The following is a 17,949-nucleotide window of genomic DNA, read 5'->3' as shown; positions in this document are numbered from 1 at the left end:
CCCCGTTCTTCCGACGCAATACCGATCCATGACCTTCACGCTCCAGCCTTCCGATCTATTAGCCAAGCTGCAATCGCGCCACCCGCTGCTGTGGCTGAACCCCCACGCCGGCAGCCCGATGCCGCACGACGCACCGGCGATCGACGCCATTGCGATGGCCGAAGCGCGGCTGGCGCGCTGCGAACCGCTGATGGCCGAGCTGTTTCCCGAACTCGCGGGGAGCGCCGGAAAAATCGAATCGCCGCTGATGCCGGCAGACAACCTGCAGCGCAGCCTGTCGCTCCCGGCAGACGAACACGGCGCGTGGTTCATCAAGCGCGACGACGCACTGCCGGTCGCCGGCTCGATCAAGGCGCGCGGCGGCTTTCATGAAGTGCTCGCGCTCGCGGAGTCGATCGCGATCGAACATGGCCTGCTCGAACCCGCGGGCGACCGTCGGCTCCTCGCATCGACCGCCGCACGCGAACTGTTTGCCGCGCACACCGTCATCGTGGGCAGCACCGGCAATCTCGGCCTGAGCATCGGCGTGATGGCCGCCGCGCTGGGGTTCGAGTCGGTCGTTCACATGTCGACCGACGCGAAGCCGTGGAAGAAGGCGCGCCTGAGAGCACGCGGCGTTCGCGTGATCGAACATGACGGCGACTACGCGCAAGCCGTCGCGGCGGGACGCGCGCAGGCACGCCATCAGCCGCGCAGCCACTTCGTCGACGACGAAGGCTCGCTGATGCTGTTCCTCGGCTACGCGGCCAGTGCCCGGCATCTCGCCGCGCAGCTCGCCGGGGCGGGCCGCGTCGTGGATGCGGCGCATCCGCTCTTCGTCCATGTCCCGTGCGGCGTCGGCGGCGCGCCGGGCGGCATCGCCTATGGTCTCAAGGCGCTGTTCGGCGAGCACGTGCATTGCTTTTTCGCGGAACCCGTCGCTTCGCCGTGCATGCTGGTCCAGCTGGCCGCCGGCCCCGGGAAGCCCGTTTCCGTCTACGACGCGGGGCTCGACAACCGGACCGAGGCCGATGGCCTGGCAGTCGCGCAGGCGTCGCATCTCGTCAGCCCGCTGATGGCGTCCCAGCTGTCGGGCGTCTTCACCGTCAGCGACGCGCAGCTTTACGCGCAGTTGCTCGCAGTCCGGCGCGCGACGGGCTTGGAACTCGAGCCGTCGGCCGCCGCTGCCGTCGGCGGCCCCGGCTGGCTGGCGCACTCCCCGGCCGGAAAGGACTACGTGCATCGCCATGCGATCGACCTGCGCCGGGCGACGCACGTCATCTGGGCGACGGGCGGCTCGCTCGTGCCGCCGGAAGAACATCGCCGCTTCCAGTCGCATGCGAAAGCGCTCGCCGCTGCCGCACCCGGCGCGTGATCCACTCAGGCCGGCGCGTCCAGCCCCGTTCCCGAAGACGCGTTAGACTGTCCGGATGGAACAATGCCGTTATTGCCAGAGAATCCGCGATGAATGGGATTGCCACGGCGACGAATGCCGCCGGGCAATCGCCAAGGCACTGCGCCGGCAGCGCGCAGGCCTGCCCATGGTGCCCGATCGCATCCGCAACGAACTGCCGTCCGGCGCGCCGACCCAGCAGGTGATCGCCGTGCTGTCGCGCCAGCGCCTGCGCGCGCGCCGCGGCAACGAGGAGCGCCGGGAACGCAAGGAAATCGACGACGACGTCTGACCCGTCGGCAACGCAACCCGTCCGCCGCCTCTCCGCCCGCGCATTCGCCGCCGGGCACCCGTCCGTATACGCCGTCCGCGTCGCGCGCATTCGCTCCGCTCCCTTGCAAATCCGGCAATATCGAATAGGGACGGAACGCGTATATCCCGGAATTATTACTCCAGCGACAACGATCTTTCACCAAAACTCACGTTTACCCTAGGTCGACCGGCGCCTACGATGTAATCAACCGCTTACGACATGGTGTCGAACGCGGAAAGCCAATAAACATCGGAGGTCATCATGAAATCGCTCGTTTCCGCAGTCGTTGCCGCTGTCGCCCTGTCCGCTTCGTTCGGCGCATTCGCCCAAAGCACCGTCACCCGCGCGCAAGTGAAGAACGAACTGGTTCAGCTCGAACAAGCCGGCTACAAGCCGAGCCAGGCGAGCCCGCACTACCCGGCCGACATCGAAGCCGCGCAAGCCCGCGTGCGCGGCGCCGACAACAGCGGCTACGGTGCGCAACCGGCCGCGACCGTCCAGGGCGGCGCACCGGCCGTCAAGGTGCAGAACCCGCGCGACTCGGTCTACTTCGGCCACTAAGCCTGCCGCCGCGCGCCTTCGCGCGCAGCCCGCACCATCAACGAGCCCGTCCCGCGACGGGCTCGTTGCGTTTGCATCGCACGTTTCGTGCGGCCGGCCGTCACCGGCTTCCGCCCGACGCGACGCGGCCGGCCGCTTCGTCCGCCCCGCCGCCGGCGGCACGCCCGCTGCCGACCAGCTCCTGGTAGCGCACGTATGCGCATTGCGCAGACGCCTTCGCCGCGTACATCGCCGCGTCGGCCTTGACGAGCAGTTCCTCGGCGGACGCGCCGTCGGCCGGAAACTCGCTGACGCCGATACTCGCGCCGACGGCCATGCGCCGGTCACCGAACTCCAGTTCTTCAGCCATCACGAGCTGGATGCGCGACGCGACGTCGCCGATCACCGCCGGTGAGCGCACGTCCGCAATCAGCACGATGAATTCGTCGCCGCCGAGCCGCGCGACCATGTCGCCGCCGCGCAGCACGAGGCTCAATCGCTTGGCGACCGCGACGAGCGCGCGGTCGCCGGCCGAGTGCCCGTGCTGGTCGTTGATCTGCTTGAAGCGGTCGAGATCGACGAACATCACGGCCAGCCCCTCGTGCATCGCGGCCGCCCGCCGGATCGCGGCATCGAGCTGCTCCATGAACAGCAGGCGGTTCGGCAGCGCGGTCAGCGCATCGTGGCCGGCGAGGTGCGTGAGCTCCCGCTGCTTCGCGCGCAGCATCGCGACCTGCGTGCGGATCTCGACACGCATGCTGTCGAAACAACGCGCGAGCACGCCGATCTCGTCGGCGCGCCCGACCGGCAGCTGCTCGGTGGCCGGATCGTCGAACACGTGCGTCGCCGCGCGCGCGAGCGTCTGCAGCGGCCGCGTGATCGCACGCGCGAACAGGATCGCGAGGATGACCGCCATCAGGCTCGACACGAGCACCATCCGGATGATCCGTTCGCCGAGCACGCCGGCCGGCACCAGCACGTCGGCCAGCGGACGCCCCATCCCGAGCACGACGAAGCGGTTGCCCTCGTCGTGCCCGAACGGCGTGCGCGCGAACGCGAACATCTGCCCCGGCGCATCGGCGGGATCGGTCAGGCCGTTGAGGGTAACGTTCGTGCGGGCGCTGTCGAACAGCGCGCGCGTGACGGCGAAGCGGTCCTGCATCAGCACGCGCCGCCCGCGATCGAAGCCGAACGTCTGCGACGGATCGGGGTGCACGAGGAAATCGCCCCACTCGTTCGCGAGATACACCGCGTAGTCTTCCGGCAGATCGCGCTCGAGCCGGTCGAACACGCGCGACAGTTCGACATCGACGACGAGTGCGCCGACTGTCTGGCCCGACGCGTCGACGACCGGCGTGCCCACGCGCAGGATCGGCAGCCCCTCGGCCGCGTGCGTTCCCGTCTCGTGGTTGATCACGATCGGCGACAGGTAGATATGACCCGGTGCCGTCGCGAGCGTATCGAATACGTAGGAAAACTGTCCTTTCTCCTGGAACGCGCTGTCCGGCAGCACGACGATGCCGTGCGCATCGCGATCGACGCGAATGCGTTCGAGCCCGAAATCCCCGCGCGCGATCAGGCGAACCTGCAGGTATTCCGGGTGATTTCTCATGAAGCTGTAGAACACCTGCTCGAGCCGCGCGCGTGCCGCGCCATCCCGGTTGTCGCCGCCCGAGACCAGTGCGCACGACGGCATCTGCGCGAGCACGAGCGCATCGTCCGCAACGTCGGACAGCGCGGTGGTGAAGCGTTGCCCGAGCAGTTGCGTCGACATCAGCAGGCTGTGCTGTGCCTCCTGCACGAGCATCGCGCGATTCGCGCGATACGCGTAATAGCCGGTCGTGCCGGACGCGATCACGCCGATGCACGCGAACAGCACCGACAGTTTCGATGTGAGCCCGAGCCGGATCATTTTCCGAACCGCTCCGGCCGGTCGCCCGACACGATGCGACTCCACAGCGATTCGCGCCGCGCGATGTCCTCGACGGGCTGGAGCCAGACGAGATGCTGGTGCCCGGTGTCGAGGCCCGGCGGCGGCGCGAACGTGTTCGCGAGGCCCTGGCGTTCGGTCAGCAGCGCACCGATCGCCGGTTCGAGCATGTAGTTGATCCATGCGAACGCGAGCTCGGGATGCTGCACGCCGCGCGTGACGGCCCAGCAGTCGAGCCACGCGAGCGCACCTTCGTCCGGGATCACGTAGCCGACGTCCGCGCCGGCGCGCCGCAGCAGTTCCACCTGCTGCGTGCCGTAATTGCCGAACATCAGCGCCGCGCGATGCTGGACGAACAGCGCGGTCGCCTCTTCAGGAAGCGTGTAGTACGTCAGCAGGTTGCGGCGCAGGTCGATCAGCTTGTGCGCGACGGCGAGCGTCTGCGCGGGCGACAGGCGGAACGGATCGGGATAGCCGAGCGCCAGCGCCGTGAACGAAAAATTGTGCTGCGCGCTGTTGAAGTCGAGCACCTTGCCGCGGTAGCGCGGATTCCACAGCTCCCGCATCGAGCGCGGCACGGCGGAAACCTGCTTGCGGTCGTAGATCAGCCCCATCGACGAATACGTAAACGGGATCGCATAGGCAGCCCCCTCTTCCACGAGCCCGTCGATCGTCGCGAGCTGCTGGAAGTTCGGCAACTGCCGCCGCCGGTTCGGGATGCGCGACAAGTCGATCGGCGCGAGCAGACGTTCGTGCGCGTAGCGCTGGATCTCGGCCGTGTTTGCGGCCAGCACGTCGTACGGCGGCGGCGCCGCGCTGTGCATCCGCGTCCACAATGCTTCGTCGGAGTCGACGAACGTCACTTCGACGCGTACGTGAAATTGCGCCTCGAACGCGCTGACGACATCGCTGTCCGCATAACCGGGCCATGCGAGCACGCGCAGCACGTTGTCGTTGACGGTTTCGGGAGAGGCGGCGAGCACCGGCAGCGCAGCGGCAAGTAAGCCTGCCGTCAAAATGATGAGCAGCCTGCGCACGGCGATACGTACGCGTGTACGTGCGCCGATTCCCCTGATCAATCGGACCCCGCGTGAATCGCCCCGCTGCATTCGACTGTCCTTTTTCGAGTCGATGCGATATCACGCAACAAGACCATAAAACCTACGGTCGCGCAATTGGAAGAAGCCGTATACGGCGCCCGCGCGCCATCAGCGACGCCGCATGCCGGTGCCGTTACGGCGGGCCGTTTCCGTCGACCGGAACGAACGTCAGCGCCACGCCTGCGTGAATTCCGCGATCACGCGCGACAGGTGCGCGCCCATCGCCTCGCGTGCAGCCGCCGCGTCGCGCGCCATGATCGCCGCGAAGATCCGCTGGTGATCCTCCTGCGATGCCTCGCGCAGCGCGCTCGAGTGAAAGTGCTCCTCGATCTTGTCCCACAGCGGATCGCTGCGCGCGCAGTCCCACATCGCGGTGACCATGTGCAGCAGCACCGTGTTGCCGGTCGACTCCGCGATGCGCAGGTGAAACTGCCGATCGGCCGCGTCGTACGCGGCCTTGTCGGCCATCTGTTCGCGCATCGTCGTCAGCGAGAAGAACAGCCGGTCGAGATCCGCATCCTTGCGCTCGGTCGCCGCGAGCGCGGCGACTTCCGCCTCGATCAATCCGCGCGCGCGCAGCGTCTCGATCGGCCCGGGGCCGCGCGGCACCTCGAACGTCACCGGTCGCGCGGCATCGGCCGCCGATACGTAGATGCCCGAACCGATCCGCACCTCGACGATCCCCTGCACCTCGAGCGCGATGATCGCCTCACGCACCTGCGTGCGGCTCACGCCGAACTGGTCGGCCAGGCTGCGCTCGGACGGCAGCCGCGCGCCGGCCTCGAACGCACCGGCAGCCACCATCGCGTGAATCTGCCGCGCGAGGCCGATATAGGAGCGGTCCGCGGCATCGGTATCGCGGCTGGCTGGCTGGCTGGAAAGATCGGTCATCGAAAGGCTCGCAACAGGCTGGCCGGCGCCGTCGCGGCGCCGGATCGGCAAAATGGTACACCAATTTCGGCCAGCGTCCGGTTCGACGTATTGGCCAGCGCGCGAGGGTGCGCGCCGAAGCGTCATGCCGCCGGTTGCGATCCCGACAACTGGTAAACCACTATCCCGCGCAACTGGCATACCAATCATAATCCGCACACCGGAGACGGGCCGGCACGCCGCCGCCCGTCCGCCCGATGCATCAACCGCCAGCCAGGAGCCGCTCCAGTGAAGATGTCTTTCCGTTGGTACGGCGAGTCCGATCCGGTCTCGCTGCAATACATCCGCCAGATCCCGGGCGTCACGCATATCGTGTCGGCGATCTACGACGAACCGGTGGGCGAAGTCTGGCCCGCGCACAAGATCGACGCGCTGAAGGCGACGATCGAACGCGCCGGCCTGCAGTTCGAAGTCGTCGAATCGGTGCCGGTGCACGAGGACATCAAGCTCGGCAAGCCGGGCCGCGACCGCCTGATCGACAACTACCGTCAGACGATTCGCCACCTCGGCGCGGCCGGCGTGCGCGTCATCTGCTACAACTTCATGCCTGTCTTCGACTGGACGCGCACCGAGCTGTCGAAGACGCTCGACGACGGCTCGACCTGCCTCGCGTTCAGCACCGACGCGGTCGACCGGATCGATCCGGACGACGGCATCGCGCTGCCGGGCTGGGATTCGAGCTACCAGCCCGAACAGTTGCAGGCGCTGCTCGCCGAGTATCGCGACGTCGACGAAGCGGCACTGTGGGCGAACCTCGAATACTTCCTGAAGGCGATCGTCCCGGTCGCCGAGGAAGCCGGCGTGAAGATGGCGATCCACCCCGACGATCCGCCGCGCCCGATCTTCGGGCTGCCGCGCATCGTGAAGAACCGCGACGATCTCGCGCGGATCGTGCGCATCGTCGACACGCCCGCGAACGGGCTGACGCTGTGCTCGGGCTCGCTCGGCGCGGGCCCGCAGAACGACGTCGAGGCGCTCGTGCGCGAATTCGGCGCGATGGGTCGCATCCACTTCGCGCATATCCGCAACGTGAAGGTCGACGCGAACGGCGATTTCGAGGAAACGGCGCATCTGTCGAGCTGCGGCTCGCTCGACATCGCCGCGATCGTGAAGGCGTACCACGACACCGGCTTCACCGGCTACGTGCGCCCCGACCACGGCCGCATGATCTGGGGCGAGACGGGCAAGCCCGGTTACGGCCTCTATGACCGCGCGCTCGGCGCGGTCTACCTGAACGGCCTGTGGGAAGCGCTCGCGAAGTTCGACCGCACGCCGTCGCCAGTCACGCGATAACCCGCCCATCGCGGCGACCGGCGCAGCGGATCGCCGGCCGCCCGTCACGACATTCCGCGCGGAGACACCGCATGCCACGCATCCGATGGGCCATGATCCTGATGTGCTTCCTGGCCAACGTCTTGACATCCTCCCTGCTTAAACGCAGGAGATTCCTACTGCGTCTGAAATGTTGATGCCTATCTCAGATCGCCTCGGCGGGTTCCTGCTTCACGGAGCGGCCCGACTGCACCGGCTCTCCACAGGCTGCAACGCGGTGTCCCCGCGCCAGTATGTTGATCGCGCCGACCACATCGGCGTTTTCCTCGAAGCCGCAGGCCACGCACGCAAACCGCGCTTGTGTCCGCCGATTATCAGCCGACACATGGTCGCAGGCCGGGCACGTCCGGCTCGTGTTCCGCGGCGGCACGGCAATGAGCCAGCCGCCACGCCAGGCCAGGCCAGCTTGTAGTCCAGTTGACGGCGGAATTCGAACCAGCCCTGATCGAGGATGGATTTGTTCAGACCGGACTTGGCCCGAACATTTTGACCCGGCGCATCGCGGCTGCCGGCCGCCGACCTCGACATGTTTCGTACCTGCAAGTCCTCGATGCACACCATCGCGTGGTTTTGGCTGATCGTGGTCGTGGCTTTGTGTAGGTAGTCGCGGCGAGAGTTGCCGATGCGGGCATGGATACGCTGGATTCGGGCCTTGGCCTTCTTCCAGTTGTTGCTGAACTTCGTCTTGCGGCTCATCGCCCGCTGCGCGCGGCACAGTCTCGCTTCATGCAGCTTGAAGCTGTTCAGCGGTGCGAGGTAGCTGCCGTCGCTCATCGTGGCAAACCGTGCGATGCCCATATCGATGCCAATCGCGCTGGTTGCCTTCGATACCGGCTGCTCGACTTCACGTGCGGTCTGGATCGAAACGAACCATTTGCCTGCGTTCTGAGACACGGTGGCATTGCGCACTTCGCCCAACACATCCCGGCTATTGCGATAGCGCAGCCAGCCGAGCTTCGGCAGGAAGATGCGGTCGTTGGCCTGGTCGATCTTGATCTGCTTCGCATCGGGGTAGCGAAAGCTATCGCACCGGCCCCGCTTCTTGAAGCGCGGATAAGCTGTGCGGCCGGCAAAGAAATTCCTGTAGGCTCGTTCCAGGTTCTTGAGTGCGTGTTGGAGCGGATGCACCGGGGCGTCTTTGAGCCACGGTGTTTCCGTGCTATTGCGCCACGCCGTCAGGTGCTTTGCCATCGCCACGTACCCGATGAACTTGCCGCCCGCCTCACGGTTCTTCTGTTGCAACGCCAACGCCTTGTTGAAGATAAATCGGCATACCCCGGCAAAGCGACACATATCACCCCGCTGCTCGCCGGTCGGCATCAGTTCGAACTTGAAGGCTTGAAGACGTTGCATGATTCAATCCTATCAGCCAGAGAAAGCGTGCTGTCAAGGACTCCTGCGGTACTCGCGCTATGCTCCGAAGAAAGTGGCCTTGGGTCATCCTTCCCCGCCCTGAACCACGAGATTCGGCGCGCATTCTGATTACAGCGCGAGCCTCGCGATCGCCCCGCCGAGCATTCGCGCGGAGCGCGGCCTCGACGCCGTCGGCGTGCACGTGAGCCTCGCGCAGCGGGCCGGCATGTGGCTGATGCGCGACCTGAGCGCGCCGCCCGCGTCCGTCACGGGGGGGCGGATGCGCTTTTCTTTTGGCGACGGCCATCGGACAATGAGCCCGCTTGCCGCGTGCACGGCCCGTCCGGCCCGCGCCCGGTGAGCGGCTTCCGTCCACTTCGATGAAACGCTACGAAACCCTCGCCCACACGATCGCCGACGACATCCGCAACGGCAACCTCGCCGTCGGCACGCGCCTGCCGTCGCTGCGGCAGATCATCGCGCAGCACGGCGTGAGCCAGTCGACGGTGTTTCGCGCGTACTACCTGCTCGAACAGTGGGGGCTGATCCGCGCGCGCGAACGCTCGGGCTACTACGTCGCGCCCGGCGCAACGCCGGAGGCGGGCCCGGCGCCCACGCGCCGCGCGAAACGGGCCGGCGCCACACGCAAGGTCGACATCAGCAGCCTCGTGTTCTCCGTCCTCGACGCGGCCACGCAGCCCGGCATCGTGCCGCTCGGCTCCGCATTCCCGTCGCCGCAACTGTTTCCGTTGCCGCGCCTCGCGAAATCGCTTGCGCAGGCCACGCGGCTCGTCAGCCCGTGGAGCACGGTCGTCGACCTGCCGCCTGGCAACGAGGCGCTGCGCCAGCAGATCGCCCGGCGCTATCTCGCGACGGGCATCTCGCAGCCCATCGACGAGATCGTCGTCACGAACGGCGCGCTCGAAGCGCTGAACCTGTGCCTGATGGCCGTCACGCGGCCCGGCGACGTCGTGGCCGTCGAAGCGCCCGGCTTCTATGCGGCGCTGCAGGCGATCGAACGGCTCGACCTGCGCGCGGTCGAGATTCCCGTCGATCCGCGCACGGGCCTCGATCTCGATGCGCTCGCGAACGCACTCGACCGGCACGACATTCGCGCGTGCTGGTTCATGACCAATTTCCAGAATCCGACCGGCGTCACGCTGTCCACCGAAAAAAAGCGTGCGCTCGTCGAATTGCTCGCCACACGCGACGTGCCGCTGATCGAGGACGACGTATACGGCGAGCTGCATTTCGGCCCCGACTACCCGCTGCCCGCCCGGGCGTTCGATCGGCACGGGCTCGTGATGCACTGCAGCTCGTTCTCGAAGACGCTCGCGCCCGGCTACCGGATCGGCTGGGCCGCCGCCGGCCGGTTCGCGGAGAAGGTGCAGCGGCTCAAGCTGATGACGACGCTGTCGGCCAGCATTCCCGCGCAGGCCGGCATCGCGAACTATCTCGAGCACGGCGGCTACGACCGGCACTTGCGCAAGCTGCGCGGCGCGCTGCACGCGCAGCTCGACCGGATGGACGACGCGCTGCGGCGCTGGCTGCCGGCCGGCGTCGAATGGGTGCGGCCCGAAGGCGGCTATTTTCTGTGGCTCGCGTTTCCCGACGCGATCGACGCGATGGAGCTGCATCGCCAGGCGATCGCACGCGGGATCAGTTTCGCGCCGGGGCCGCTGTTTTCGGCCGCGCACGGCTTCGAACGTTGCGTGCGCGTGAACTTCGGCCATCCGTGGAGCCGCGACATCGAACGCGCGATCCGCGTGCTCGGCGAGCTGGTCGCGCAGCCGTCGGTCCGCAAGGGCGATTGAAGCGCCGACGGTGCGCCGCCTGCGTCACGACCATGCATGCAACCGGTGCGCGGGTTACAGTGCTGATCCCGCCGCCTCTTCATGATTTCCCATGAGTCAACTGCCCTACCTCGATCACGACGCGCTGTTGAAACTGGCCACCGACGCAGCGCACGTCACGCAGCCGTGCACCTGCACGAAAACGCCGCTCGCCGGATGGACGACCCTGCCGCTGTCGCTGCAGGACGCGCAATTGACCGAAGTCGCCACGCTCACGCCGCCCGGCGAGGCTGAGCCGACCTACGCCGAATATCATCCGGCCGGCACGCGCTACGCGTCGGACGACGCGCCGATCGCACTGCGCCATTTCCCGTACAACCGCTGCACCGTGAGCCGCTGCCGCGCGTGCGGTCGCTTGTTCCTGCGCTACCAGGAAGGCGGCGGCTACTTCATCGACCAGCGCATCCGCGCGCTCGATCCGGCGCTCGTCGTCGAAGCCGACGCGTAAGCACCCGTCGCGGGCATGCACGCATGCCCGGCCCGCGCCGGCCTGCACCGGCCACCACCGGCCTCTCGCCGGCCATCTGCTGCGCCCTTTTCGTCCCGATCTGCTGCTTGTCCCGCCGCGCCGCGTTCCCTACGCTGTCTCCGGTTGCCTGACACCCGTCGCAACGTCCCCTCGAGCCGCCCGCATCGCGCCGCGGCTCCTCTCGCGTATCACGTCATGTATCGATATACCGTTTTCGACCGGGCGCTCGTGCACAGCCGCGCCGCCCAGTTTCGCGACCAGCTCGAGCGCTGGCAGCTCGGCACGCTGAGCGAAGACGCGTTCCGGCCGCTGCGCCTGCAGAACGGCTGGTACGTGCAGCGCCACGCGCCGATGCTGCGCGTGGCCGTGCCGTACGGCGAACTGTCCAGCGCGCAGCTGCGCGTGCTCGCGCGGATCGCGCGCGACTACGATGTGCCCGACGATGCCACCTACCGCGCCGCATGCGACGCGCAGGCCCTGCTCGGCACGATGCGCCTGCCGACCCGCAGCGCGCACTTCACGACGCGCACCAACGTGCAGTTCAACTGGATTCCGCTCACGAAGGCCGCCGACGTGATGGACCTGCTCGCGACCGTCGACATGCACGGCATCCAGACGAGCGGCAACTGCATCCGCAATATCTCGTGCGACGAGCGCGCCGGCGTCGCGCCGGACGAGATCGCCGATCCGCGCCCGTTCGCCGAAGTGATGCGCCAGTGGACGACGCTGCACCCCGAATTCGCGTTCCTGCCGCGCAAGTTCAAGATCGCGATCACCGGGGCGGCCGAGGATCGCGCCGCGACCGACTGGCACGACGTCGGCCTCAAGCTCGTGCGCGACGACACGGGCGCACTCGGCTTTCGCGTGAGCGTCGGCGGCGGAATGGGCCGCACGCCGACGATCGCGACGCTGCTGCGCGCGTTCCTGCCCTGGCAGCACGTGATGAACTACATCGAGGCGATCGTCCGCGTGTACAACCGCTACGGACGGCGCGACAACAAGTACAAGGCGCGCATCAAGATCCTCGTGAAGACCGAGGGGCAACGCTACATCGACGACGTCGAGGAAGAGTTCCGCCAGATCGTCGAACACGACGGCGGGCTGCACACGATCGCCCAGGTCGAGTTCGACCGCGTCGCCGCGTCGTTCGTCGCGCCGCGCCTCAAGCCGCGCACGGTCAGCCTGCGCGACGCGAACCTGCGCGTGTCGGCCCAGGCGGCACACCATCCGGCCTTCGCGCGCTGGCTCGCGCGCAATGTCGCCGATCACCGCGACCCGGCGCTGCGCATCGTCACGCTGTCGTTCAAGCGCCGCCTGCAGGCCCCGGGCGACGCATCGCCGGACCAGCTCGACGCGCTCGCCGATCTCGCCGACCGTTTCTCGGCCGGCGAGGCGCGCGTCACGCATACGCAGAACGTCGTGCTGCCGTGGGTGCATGTCGACGACCTGTTCCCGCTGTGGGAAAACGCCCGCGCGATCGGGCTCGCCAGCGCGAACGTCGGACTCCTGACGGACATGATCGCGTGCCCGGGCGGTGACTTCTGCGCGCTGGCGAATGCACGCTCGATCCCGATCGCCGATGCGATCGCCGAGCGCTTCCAGGATCTCGACATGCTGCACGACGTCGGCGACATCGACCTGCACATCAGCGGCTGCATCAACTCGTGCGGCCATCATCACAGCGGCCACCTCGGCATCCTCGGCGTCGACAAGGACGGCGCCGAGTGGTACCAGGTCACGCTCGGCGGCTCGGACGGCTCGACCGCGAGCGGCCCGGCGCGGCCGGGCAAGGTGATCGGCCCGTCGTTTTCGGCGGACGAGATCGTCGATGTCGTCGACGCGATCGTCAACGCGTACCTCGACGCACGGATCGACAACGACGGCCGCAGCGAACGGTTCATCGACACCGTCCGCCGCATCGGCACGGAACCCTTCAAGGCCGCCGCGAACGACGCGCGCCATCAGGTGGAGCCCGCATGAACCAGCAAGCTTCGAACGCACACGCGCGCATCCGCCTGCTGACGCCGGCCGAACACGCCGGCAACACGCAGCCGCACGACGACACGATGCTGACGATCGGCAACGACGAGGAACTGCCGCCGCTTGCCGGGCGGATCGCGCAAGTCACGCGCATCGACCTGCAGTTCCCGTCGTTCACCGACGGCCGCGCATACAGCCAGGCGTACCTGCTGCGCAAGCGCTACGGCTTCACCGGCGACCTGCGCGCGACCGGCGAGGTGCTGGTCGACCAGTTGCTGCTGATGGAGCGCACGGGGTTCTCGAGCGCGGTGCTCGGCGACGGCACGGACATCACGGCCGCGCGGCGGCAGCTCGACCGGTTCCCGGGTTTCTATCAGCGCGATGCGAGAACAACGATGCCGCAGCAGAACGCGGCAACGCCCGCCGCAAAATGAAACGGGCGGCACGCTGGCCGCCCGTACGAAGAACCGGAAAGGTCCGGCCGGCGCCCGCCGCGAAGCGGGCGCCGGCGTTCAGCGCGCCGCCACCGGCTTGCCGAACGCGCCGAGAATCTTCTTCTCGAGCGCGATGTAGTCGCGGCCGAAGTGGTGATCGCCCTGCGTCTTGATCACGTCGGCGCCCGTGTTCACGAGCGCCGGACACATCGTGTCCTTCTCCTCCGCGCCATAGAAGCACTGCACGAGCTGCGGCGGCACCTTCGCGATTTCCGGCGCGACCTTCAGCGCCTTGTCGCTCGCGGGCATGCCGAGCCAGCCCGTCACGCGGATCTGGAAATCGGCGGCCGGCGCGAAGCCGAGCAGCGACATCACGGCGACCTTGTCGCGCAGGTCGGCCGGCAGCCGGTTGTACGCGAACGGCATCACGTCGGCACCGAACGAGTAGCCGACCAGCGCCACGCGATTCGCATGCCAGCGCGCCATGTAGGTGCGCATCACGCGCGCGAGATCGCGGCTCACCTGCGCCGGCGGCTTCTCGCTCCAGAAATAGCGCAGGCTGTCGATGCCGACCACCGACACGCCGTCGCGCTGCAGCGCCTCGGCGATCGTCTTGTCGAGATCGCGCCAGCCGCCGTCGCCCGAGATCACGATCGCGAGCTGGCCGTTGCCGCCCTTGGCCGGCAGCTCGACGAGCGGCAGATCCGACACGTCGAGTTCGTCGCTGCTGGTGGTGTCCCGCAGGTGCGACGTGACGAGCGACACGAGCTTCGCGGAATCGCCCGCGGCCGCCGTTTCGACGAAACCCGGCATCGCGCGGCGCACGATCGTCGGATCGGGCGGACACGGCTTGAAACGCGGATCGAGCTTCGCGGCCGGATCGACCGATACGACGCCGGCAATCGTGTTCTCCGGCGCCATCGACAGGATCTGCTTCGCGATCGCGCCGCCCTGGCCCACGCCCGCGACGATCGGCGTGAAATAACGCGACGACTGCGCGAGGCGTTCGAGCTGGTGGCTGACCGCTTCGGCGTCGCCGTCGAGGTGGTGGCAGGTCTCCTGCTTCGCGGCGAGATTCGTCGCGTAACGCTCCGAACCGACGCCGACCGTCATCGCACCGGCTTTCGCGAGCGCGTCGGCCGCCTGCTGATCGGCGGCATTCCAGCCCGCCTCACGCGAGAACAGTACGACGAATCCGCGCAGCGGCCCGCTGGGTTTGGTCACGGTGACGGGCCCATAACGACCGCCCGACACGGTTTCTGCTTTTACGGCGGCAGGCTGCGTGGCGCACGCGGCGCCGGCCAGCATCATCCCCGCGCAGGCGGCTGCCGCCCGCGCGATTCCCTTCTTCAAACTCATGAACGCCGACCTCCAGCCAGCAATGACAGATCCGCGAGCGTGACGAACACGCCGACCGTGCCCGAGGCCGCGAGGTAACGCGGCTCCCAGTGCGGTTCAAACTTGCTCTTGAAAGCGCGCAAGCCGCGGAAGTTGTAGAAACGGCCGCCGAAGCGCCAGACCATCAGGCCGATCCGGTGCAACGGCGACGGCATCTTCGCCGCCCCCATCCCCGAGAACGGCGCGATACCCAGGCTCAGCTTGCGGAAGCCCGCTTCCTTCAGATGCAGCGCGAGCTGCGTAAACAGATATTCCATCGCGTACGGCGACGCGTCCGGAAGATGGCGCATCACGCCGACCGTCGCCTCGGTGTTGAGGTCGGTCGTCATGAACGTGACGAACGCGATCGGCTTGTCGGCCTGCCGCACGAGCATCACGGACTGCGTCGCGAGATAACCGTCGTGGAACGCCGCCACCGAGAAGCTCTTCTCGCGCGCGTCGCGGCTGTCGAGCCAGCCGTCGGAGATGTCGCGCAAAGCCGGCAACGTGGCCGGCACGTCGGGCGGTGCGATCACCTCGACCGTCAGCGCATCCTTGTCGCCACGGCGCAGCGCGTAGCGCAGGTGCGACCGGTTCGAACCCTTCAGGTCGAACTGGTCGAGCGCGATATGCGCTTCCTCGCCGAGCTTCATCAGCGTGAGCCCCGCGTCGAGATACAGCGGCAGCGCGTTGGCGCGCACCTGGTAGAACGCCGCACGGCCGCTGTGCGCGTGTGCGAGCGCGATGAACTTGCTGATCAGCCCCGGCCACTCCTCGCGCGGCCCGACCGGGTCGTGGAGCGCGGCCCACGTGCGGCCGTTCTTGGCATACATCAGGAACGCCCGGCGGGATTCCGAGAACAGGAACGACTTGTCGCCCATCAACGCGAGGCCCGCATCGCTGCACTCCTGCGCGCGGATGATCCGTTCGGCGTCCGACAGGTCCTGCGCCGCGGGCTTCACGAAACGGCCGGGCGCCGGGCGCAGCAGTTGCCAGAGCGCGAACAGCGCGACGAACACGCCGGACGCAAGCGTCGCACGCAGCGCCCGCGGCGCGCGCGCGTCGAACGAGAAATGCGACCACAGCTCGCGCGTGTACGGCACGTCGCGGAACGCGAAGAACAGCACCCACACGGCCAGCATCAGCACCATGGTCACCGACACGAACCAGCTCACCGTGAAGCGCTCGGCGAGCAGCGACGAATGGCGGTTGAAACGGCGGCGGCTGACGAGCAGCAGCACGAGCAGCGTGCCGAGCACGCCGGCCTCGACGAACGCGAGGCCTTTCGCGAGTGACAGCGCGAGGCTTGCGAGCGTCAGCGCGAAGGTCATCCACCACGCACCGTCGAGGCGGCGCAGCAGCCCGCGCGCGACGAACAGCAGCGCGACGCCGAGCACGCTGCAGATCACCTGCGAGCCTTCGAGCACCCACAGCGGCACGAGGTGGCGCAGGATCGCGATCCGGTGCCAGAACGCGGGCGTCGCGCTCGAGATCACCAGCATGCTACCGACCGCGAACGTCACGAGGCTCAGGAACACCGGCGCGAGTTGCGACACGCGCACGGCCTGCCGCGTGACGAGCCGGCGGCGCAGCGCGCGGCCCTCGAAACCGGCCAGCAGGCCGGCCGACAGCACGAGCGGCACGCCGAAATAGATTGCGCGATACGCGATGAGCGCGGCGACCATCGCGTGCGGGGGCACTTCGCGACCGAGCGTGAAGACCATCGCGGCTTCGAACACGCCGATCCCGCCCGGCGTATGGCCGATCATCCCGAGCAGCAGCGCGGCCGCATACACCGTGATGAAGGTCGGGAAGCCGACCGGCGCGGCCGGCAGCAGCACCCACAGCGTCAGGCCCGCGGCAACGACGTCGAGCACCGCGTAGACGACCTGCGCGACGAGATCGCGCCGCGCAGGCACGTCGAACGACAGCCACTTGAAGCGCGTGACGACCGGGCGCGCCGTGTTGCCGCACATCGCGACGATCGCGGCCAGTATCACGAGCAGCGCGGCGCCGGTCCACGTCAGCACGCCGGGCGCGACGTGCAGCATCGCGGCGAGCGCCTCCGGCACGCAGACCATGCCGACCGCCGTCATCAACACCATGGCGAGCGCCAGCGTGCCGCTCGTGAACACCGTCATCCGGCCAATCTGCGCAGGCGTGACGCCCGACACGCCGTACACGCGTGCGCGGACCGCGCCGCCCGTCAGTGCGCCGAAGCCGGTCGCGTTACCGAGCGCGGACCCGGCGATCGCGCCGATCCACAACGCGACGCGCGGCACCTTCGCGGCGACATAACGCAGGCCGACCGCATCGCGGGCGACGAGCGCGAGATAACTGAGGGCCGTCGCGGCCAGCGATGCGCCCCACTCGCCGACGGACATGTGACGCAACTCGCGGATCACCGACCGGTAGTCGACGGATTCCGACAGGTGCTGGAAAACCACGATCAGCAGCAGGCCGATACCGAGCGCGAGCAGCGGCGACAGCACGCGCTCGTTGCGGATCAGCGCCCGGACACGGGCGATCACCGCCGCGGCGAGGCCGGGCGAACCAGAGTGGCGGGAAGACATAGATGTTCAGTGGTGGTGCATAGCGTGTCGCGGCGCAAGACGGCCAGGCGGCGACGTATCTGGTTGTTCTGCGTGGGCGGTCGGCCGAAGAAAATGGCAGGCGGCGCCTGGATCAGAACTTACGAGTATACGGATCTTATATTACAAAATCTTTCTGGTTCGCATTGTGCGGTTTTGTGGCTATCGGAGCACGTAAACACGGCATCAAAATCGTGCGACCGAAAAACGCAAGGTGCGCATGATACAGGGAACCGGGGCCGGTTTTTCGTCGGACGAATGACGGGCCGCGCATTTAGGGAAAATTCTTCCGGCCGCGCCGAACGGGCGAGCACGAATTCGCGGCGGCACGCTATTTGGGGAATGGGGACAGGTACGGTAATGTAGCGCCCATTT

The 17,949-nt window shown here is 67.7% G+C and carries 13 protein-coding genes and 1 pseudogene; 8 read left to right on the top strand and 6 right to left on the bottom strand.

Features of this window, described 5'->3' with window-relative positions:
- Positions 1-28: 28 nt before the first annotated feature.
- From DPV79_RS26280 to DPV79_RS26270, 3 genes are all read left to right on the top strand, one after another.
- Positions 29-1,354, top strand: a complete 1,326-nt coding sequence (locus DPV79_RS26280; RefSeq protein ID WP_113046836.1) for a D-serine ammonia-lyase — start codon at positions 29-31, stop codon at positions 1,352-1,354.
- Positions 1,355-1,409: 55 nt separating this feature from the next.
- Positions 1,410-1,664 carry a hypothetical protein gene (locus DPV79_RS26275; protein WP_027791787.1) on the top strand — a complete coding sequence of 85 codons (255 nt, stop codon included), beginning with the start codon at positions 1,410-1,412 and terminating at the stop codon, positions 1,662-1,664.
- Positions 1,665-1,946: 282 nt separating this feature from the next.
- Complete coding sequence (locus DPV79_RS26270) at positions 1,947-2,246, top strand: DUF4148 domain-containing protein (RefSeq protein ID WP_048025041.1); 300 nt, start codon at positions 1,947-1,949, stop codon at positions 2,244-2,246.
- Between the two features lie 100 nt (positions 2,247-2,346).
- Here the strand turns inward: DPV79_RS26270 and DPV79_RS26265 are convergent, their stop codons facing one another.
- The 3 genes from DPV79_RS26265 to DPV79_RS26255 all read right to left on the bottom strand — a co-directional run bounded on the left by DPV79_RS26265 (position 2,347) and on the right by DPV79_RS26255 (position 6,146).
- Positions 2,347-4,137: a bifunctional diguanylate cyclase/phosphodiesterase gene (locus DPV79_RS26265; protein WP_048025039.1), complete on the bottom strand. Its 1,791-nt coding sequence runs from the start codon at positions 4,135-4,137 to the stop codon at positions 2,347-2,349.
- Positions 4,134-5,264, bottom strand: a complete 1,131-nt coding sequence (locus tag DPV79_RS26260) for an extracellular solute-binding protein (RefSeq protein WP_113046835.1) — start codon at positions 5,262-5,264, stop codon at positions 4,134-4,136. The genes DPV79_RS26265 and DPV79_RS26260 overlap by 4 nt, the downstream gene beginning before the upstream one ends.
- A 159-nt stretch (positions 5,265-5,423) precedes the next feature.
- A complete protein-coding gene (locus tag DPV79_RS26255; protein ID WP_059651056.1) occupies positions 5,424-6,146 on the bottom strand; it encodes a FadR/GntR family transcriptional regulator in 723 nt (240 codons plus the stop codon).
- A gap of 267 nt (positions 6,147-6,413) precedes the next feature.
- On the opposite strand from DPV79_RS26255, the gene uxuA reads away from it, so the two are divergent.
- Entirely contained in the window at positions 6,414-7,478 is a 1,065-nt protein-coding gene (gene uxuA, locus DPV79_RS26250; protein ID WP_185735585.1) for a mannonate dehydratase, read from the top strand.
- Positions 7,479-7,662: 184 nt separating this feature from the next.
- Here uxuA and DPV79_RS26245 read toward each other — a convergent pair.
- A pseudogene (locus tag DPV79_RS26245) lies at positions 7,663-8,870 on the bottom strand (RNA-guided endonuclease InsQ/TnpB family protein).
- Positions 8,871-9,250: 380 nt separating this feature from the next.
- On the opposite strand from DPV79_RS26245, the gene DPV79_RS26240 reads away from it, so the two are divergent.
- From DPV79_RS26240 to DPV79_RS26225, 4 genes are all read left to right on the top strand, one after another.
- Positions 9,251-10,684, top strand: coding sequence for an aminotransferase-like domain-containing protein (locus DPV79_RS26240; RefSeq protein ID WP_113046834.1), 1,434 nt, complete (start codon positions 9,251-9,253; stop codon positions 10,682-10,684).
- A 91-nt stretch (positions 10,685-10,775) separates the two neighbouring features.
- Positions 10,776-11,171, top strand: a complete 396-nt coding sequence (locus DPV79_RS26235; RefSeq protein ID WP_113046833.1) for a hypothetical protein — start codon at positions 10,776-10,778, stop codon at positions 11,169-11,171.
- Between the two features lie 216 nt (positions 11,172-11,387).
- Positions 11,388-13,172 carry a nitrite/sulfite reductase gene (locus DPV79_RS26230; RefSeq protein ID WP_113046832.1) on the top strand — a complete coding sequence of 595 codons (1,785 nt, stop codon included), beginning with the start codon at positions 11,388-11,390 and terminating at the stop codon, positions 13,170-13,172.
- Positions 13,169-13,606 carry a DUF934 domain-containing protein gene (locus DPV79_RS26225; protein ID WP_059496786.1) on the top strand — a complete coding sequence of 146 codons (438 nt, stop codon included), beginning with the start codon at positions 13,169-13,171 and terminating at the stop codon, positions 13,604-13,606. The genes DPV79_RS26230 and DPV79_RS26225 overlap by 4 nt, the downstream gene beginning before the upstream one ends.
- A 78-nt stretch (positions 13,607-13,684) precedes the next feature.
- On the opposite strand, the gene DPV79_RS26220 is transcribed toward DPV79_RS26225, so the two are convergent.
- Together DPV79_RS26220 and mprF are read right to left on the bottom strand one after the other, a co-directional pair.
- Positions 13,685-14,965, bottom strand: a complete 1,281-nt coding sequence (locus DPV79_RS26220) for a virulence factor family protein (protein ID WP_113046831.1) — start codon at positions 14,963-14,965, stop codon at positions 13,685-13,687.
- The gene (gene mprF / locus DPV79_RS26215) at positions 14,962-17,556 is read right to left on the bottom strand and encodes a bifunctional lysylphosphatidylglycerol flippase/synthetase MprF (protein WP_113046830.1); all 2,595 of its coding nucleotides are present in this window, start codon (positions 17,554-17,556) and stop codon (positions 14,962-14,964) included. Before mprF ends, DPV79_RS26220 begins: the two co-directional genes overlap by 4 nt.
- Positions 17,557-17,949 lie beyond the last annotated feature (393 nt).

This window comes from Burkholderia reimsis (genome assembly GCF_003294055.1).
GTDB lineage: Bacteria > Pseudomonadota > Gammaproteobacteria > Burkholderiales > Burkholderiaceae > Burkholderia > Burkholderia cepacia.
The sequence above is the reverse complement of the archived record's forward strand: the minus strand, read 5'-3'. Positions and strand labels throughout refer to the sequence as shown.

Bases quoted from the DNA above. Each gene is read 5' to 3' on its own strand.
- DPV79_RS26240 (WP_113046834.1), top strand. From the start codon at position 9,251: ATGAAACGCTACGAAACCCTCGCCCACACGATCGCCGACGACATCCGC.
- DPV79_RS26275 (WP_027791787.1), top strand. From the start codon at position 1,410: ATGGAACAATGCCGTTATTGCCAGAGAATCCGCGATGAATGGGATTGC.
- DPV79_RS26255 (WP_059651056.1), bottom strand. From the start codon at position 6,146: ATGACCGATCTTTCCAGCCAGCCAGCCAGCCGCGATACCGATGCCGCG.
- DPV79_RS26280 (WP_113046836.1), top strand. From the start codon at position 29: ATGACCTTCACGCTCCAGCCTTCCGATCTATTAGCCAAGCTGCAATCG.
- mprF (WP_113046830.1), bottom strand. From the start codon at position 17,556: ATGTCTTCCCGCCACTCTGGTTCGCCCGGCCTCGCCGCGGCGGTGATC.
- DPV79_RS26265 (WP_048025039.1), bottom strand. From the start codon at position 4,137: ATGATCCGGCTCGGGCTCACATCGAAACTGTCGGTGCTGTTCGCGTGC.
- DPV79_RS26220 (WP_113046831.1), bottom strand. From the start codon at position 14,965: ATGAGTTTGAAGAAGGGAATCGCGCGGGCGGCAGCCGCCTGCGCGGGG.
- DPV79_RS26230 (WP_113046832.1), top strand. From the start codon at position 11,388: ATGTATCGATATACCGTTTTCGACCGGGCGCTCGTGCACAGCCGCGCC.
- DPV79_RS26235 (WP_113046833.1), top strand. From the start codon at position 10,776: ATGAGTCAACTGCCCTACCTCGATCACGACGCGCTGTTGAAACTGGCC.
- DPV79_RS26225 (WP_059496786.1), top strand. From the start codon at position 13,169: ATGAACCAGCAAGCTTCGAACGCACACGCGCGCATCCGCCTGCTGACG.
- DPV79_RS26260 (WP_113046835.1), bottom strand. From the start codon at position 5,264: ATGCAGCGGGGCGATTCACGCGGGGTCCGATTGATCAGGGGAATCGGC.
- DPV79_RS26270 (WP_048025041.1), top strand. From the start codon at position 1,947: ATGAAATCGCTCGTTTCCGCAGTCGTTGCCGCTGTCGCCCTGTCCGCT.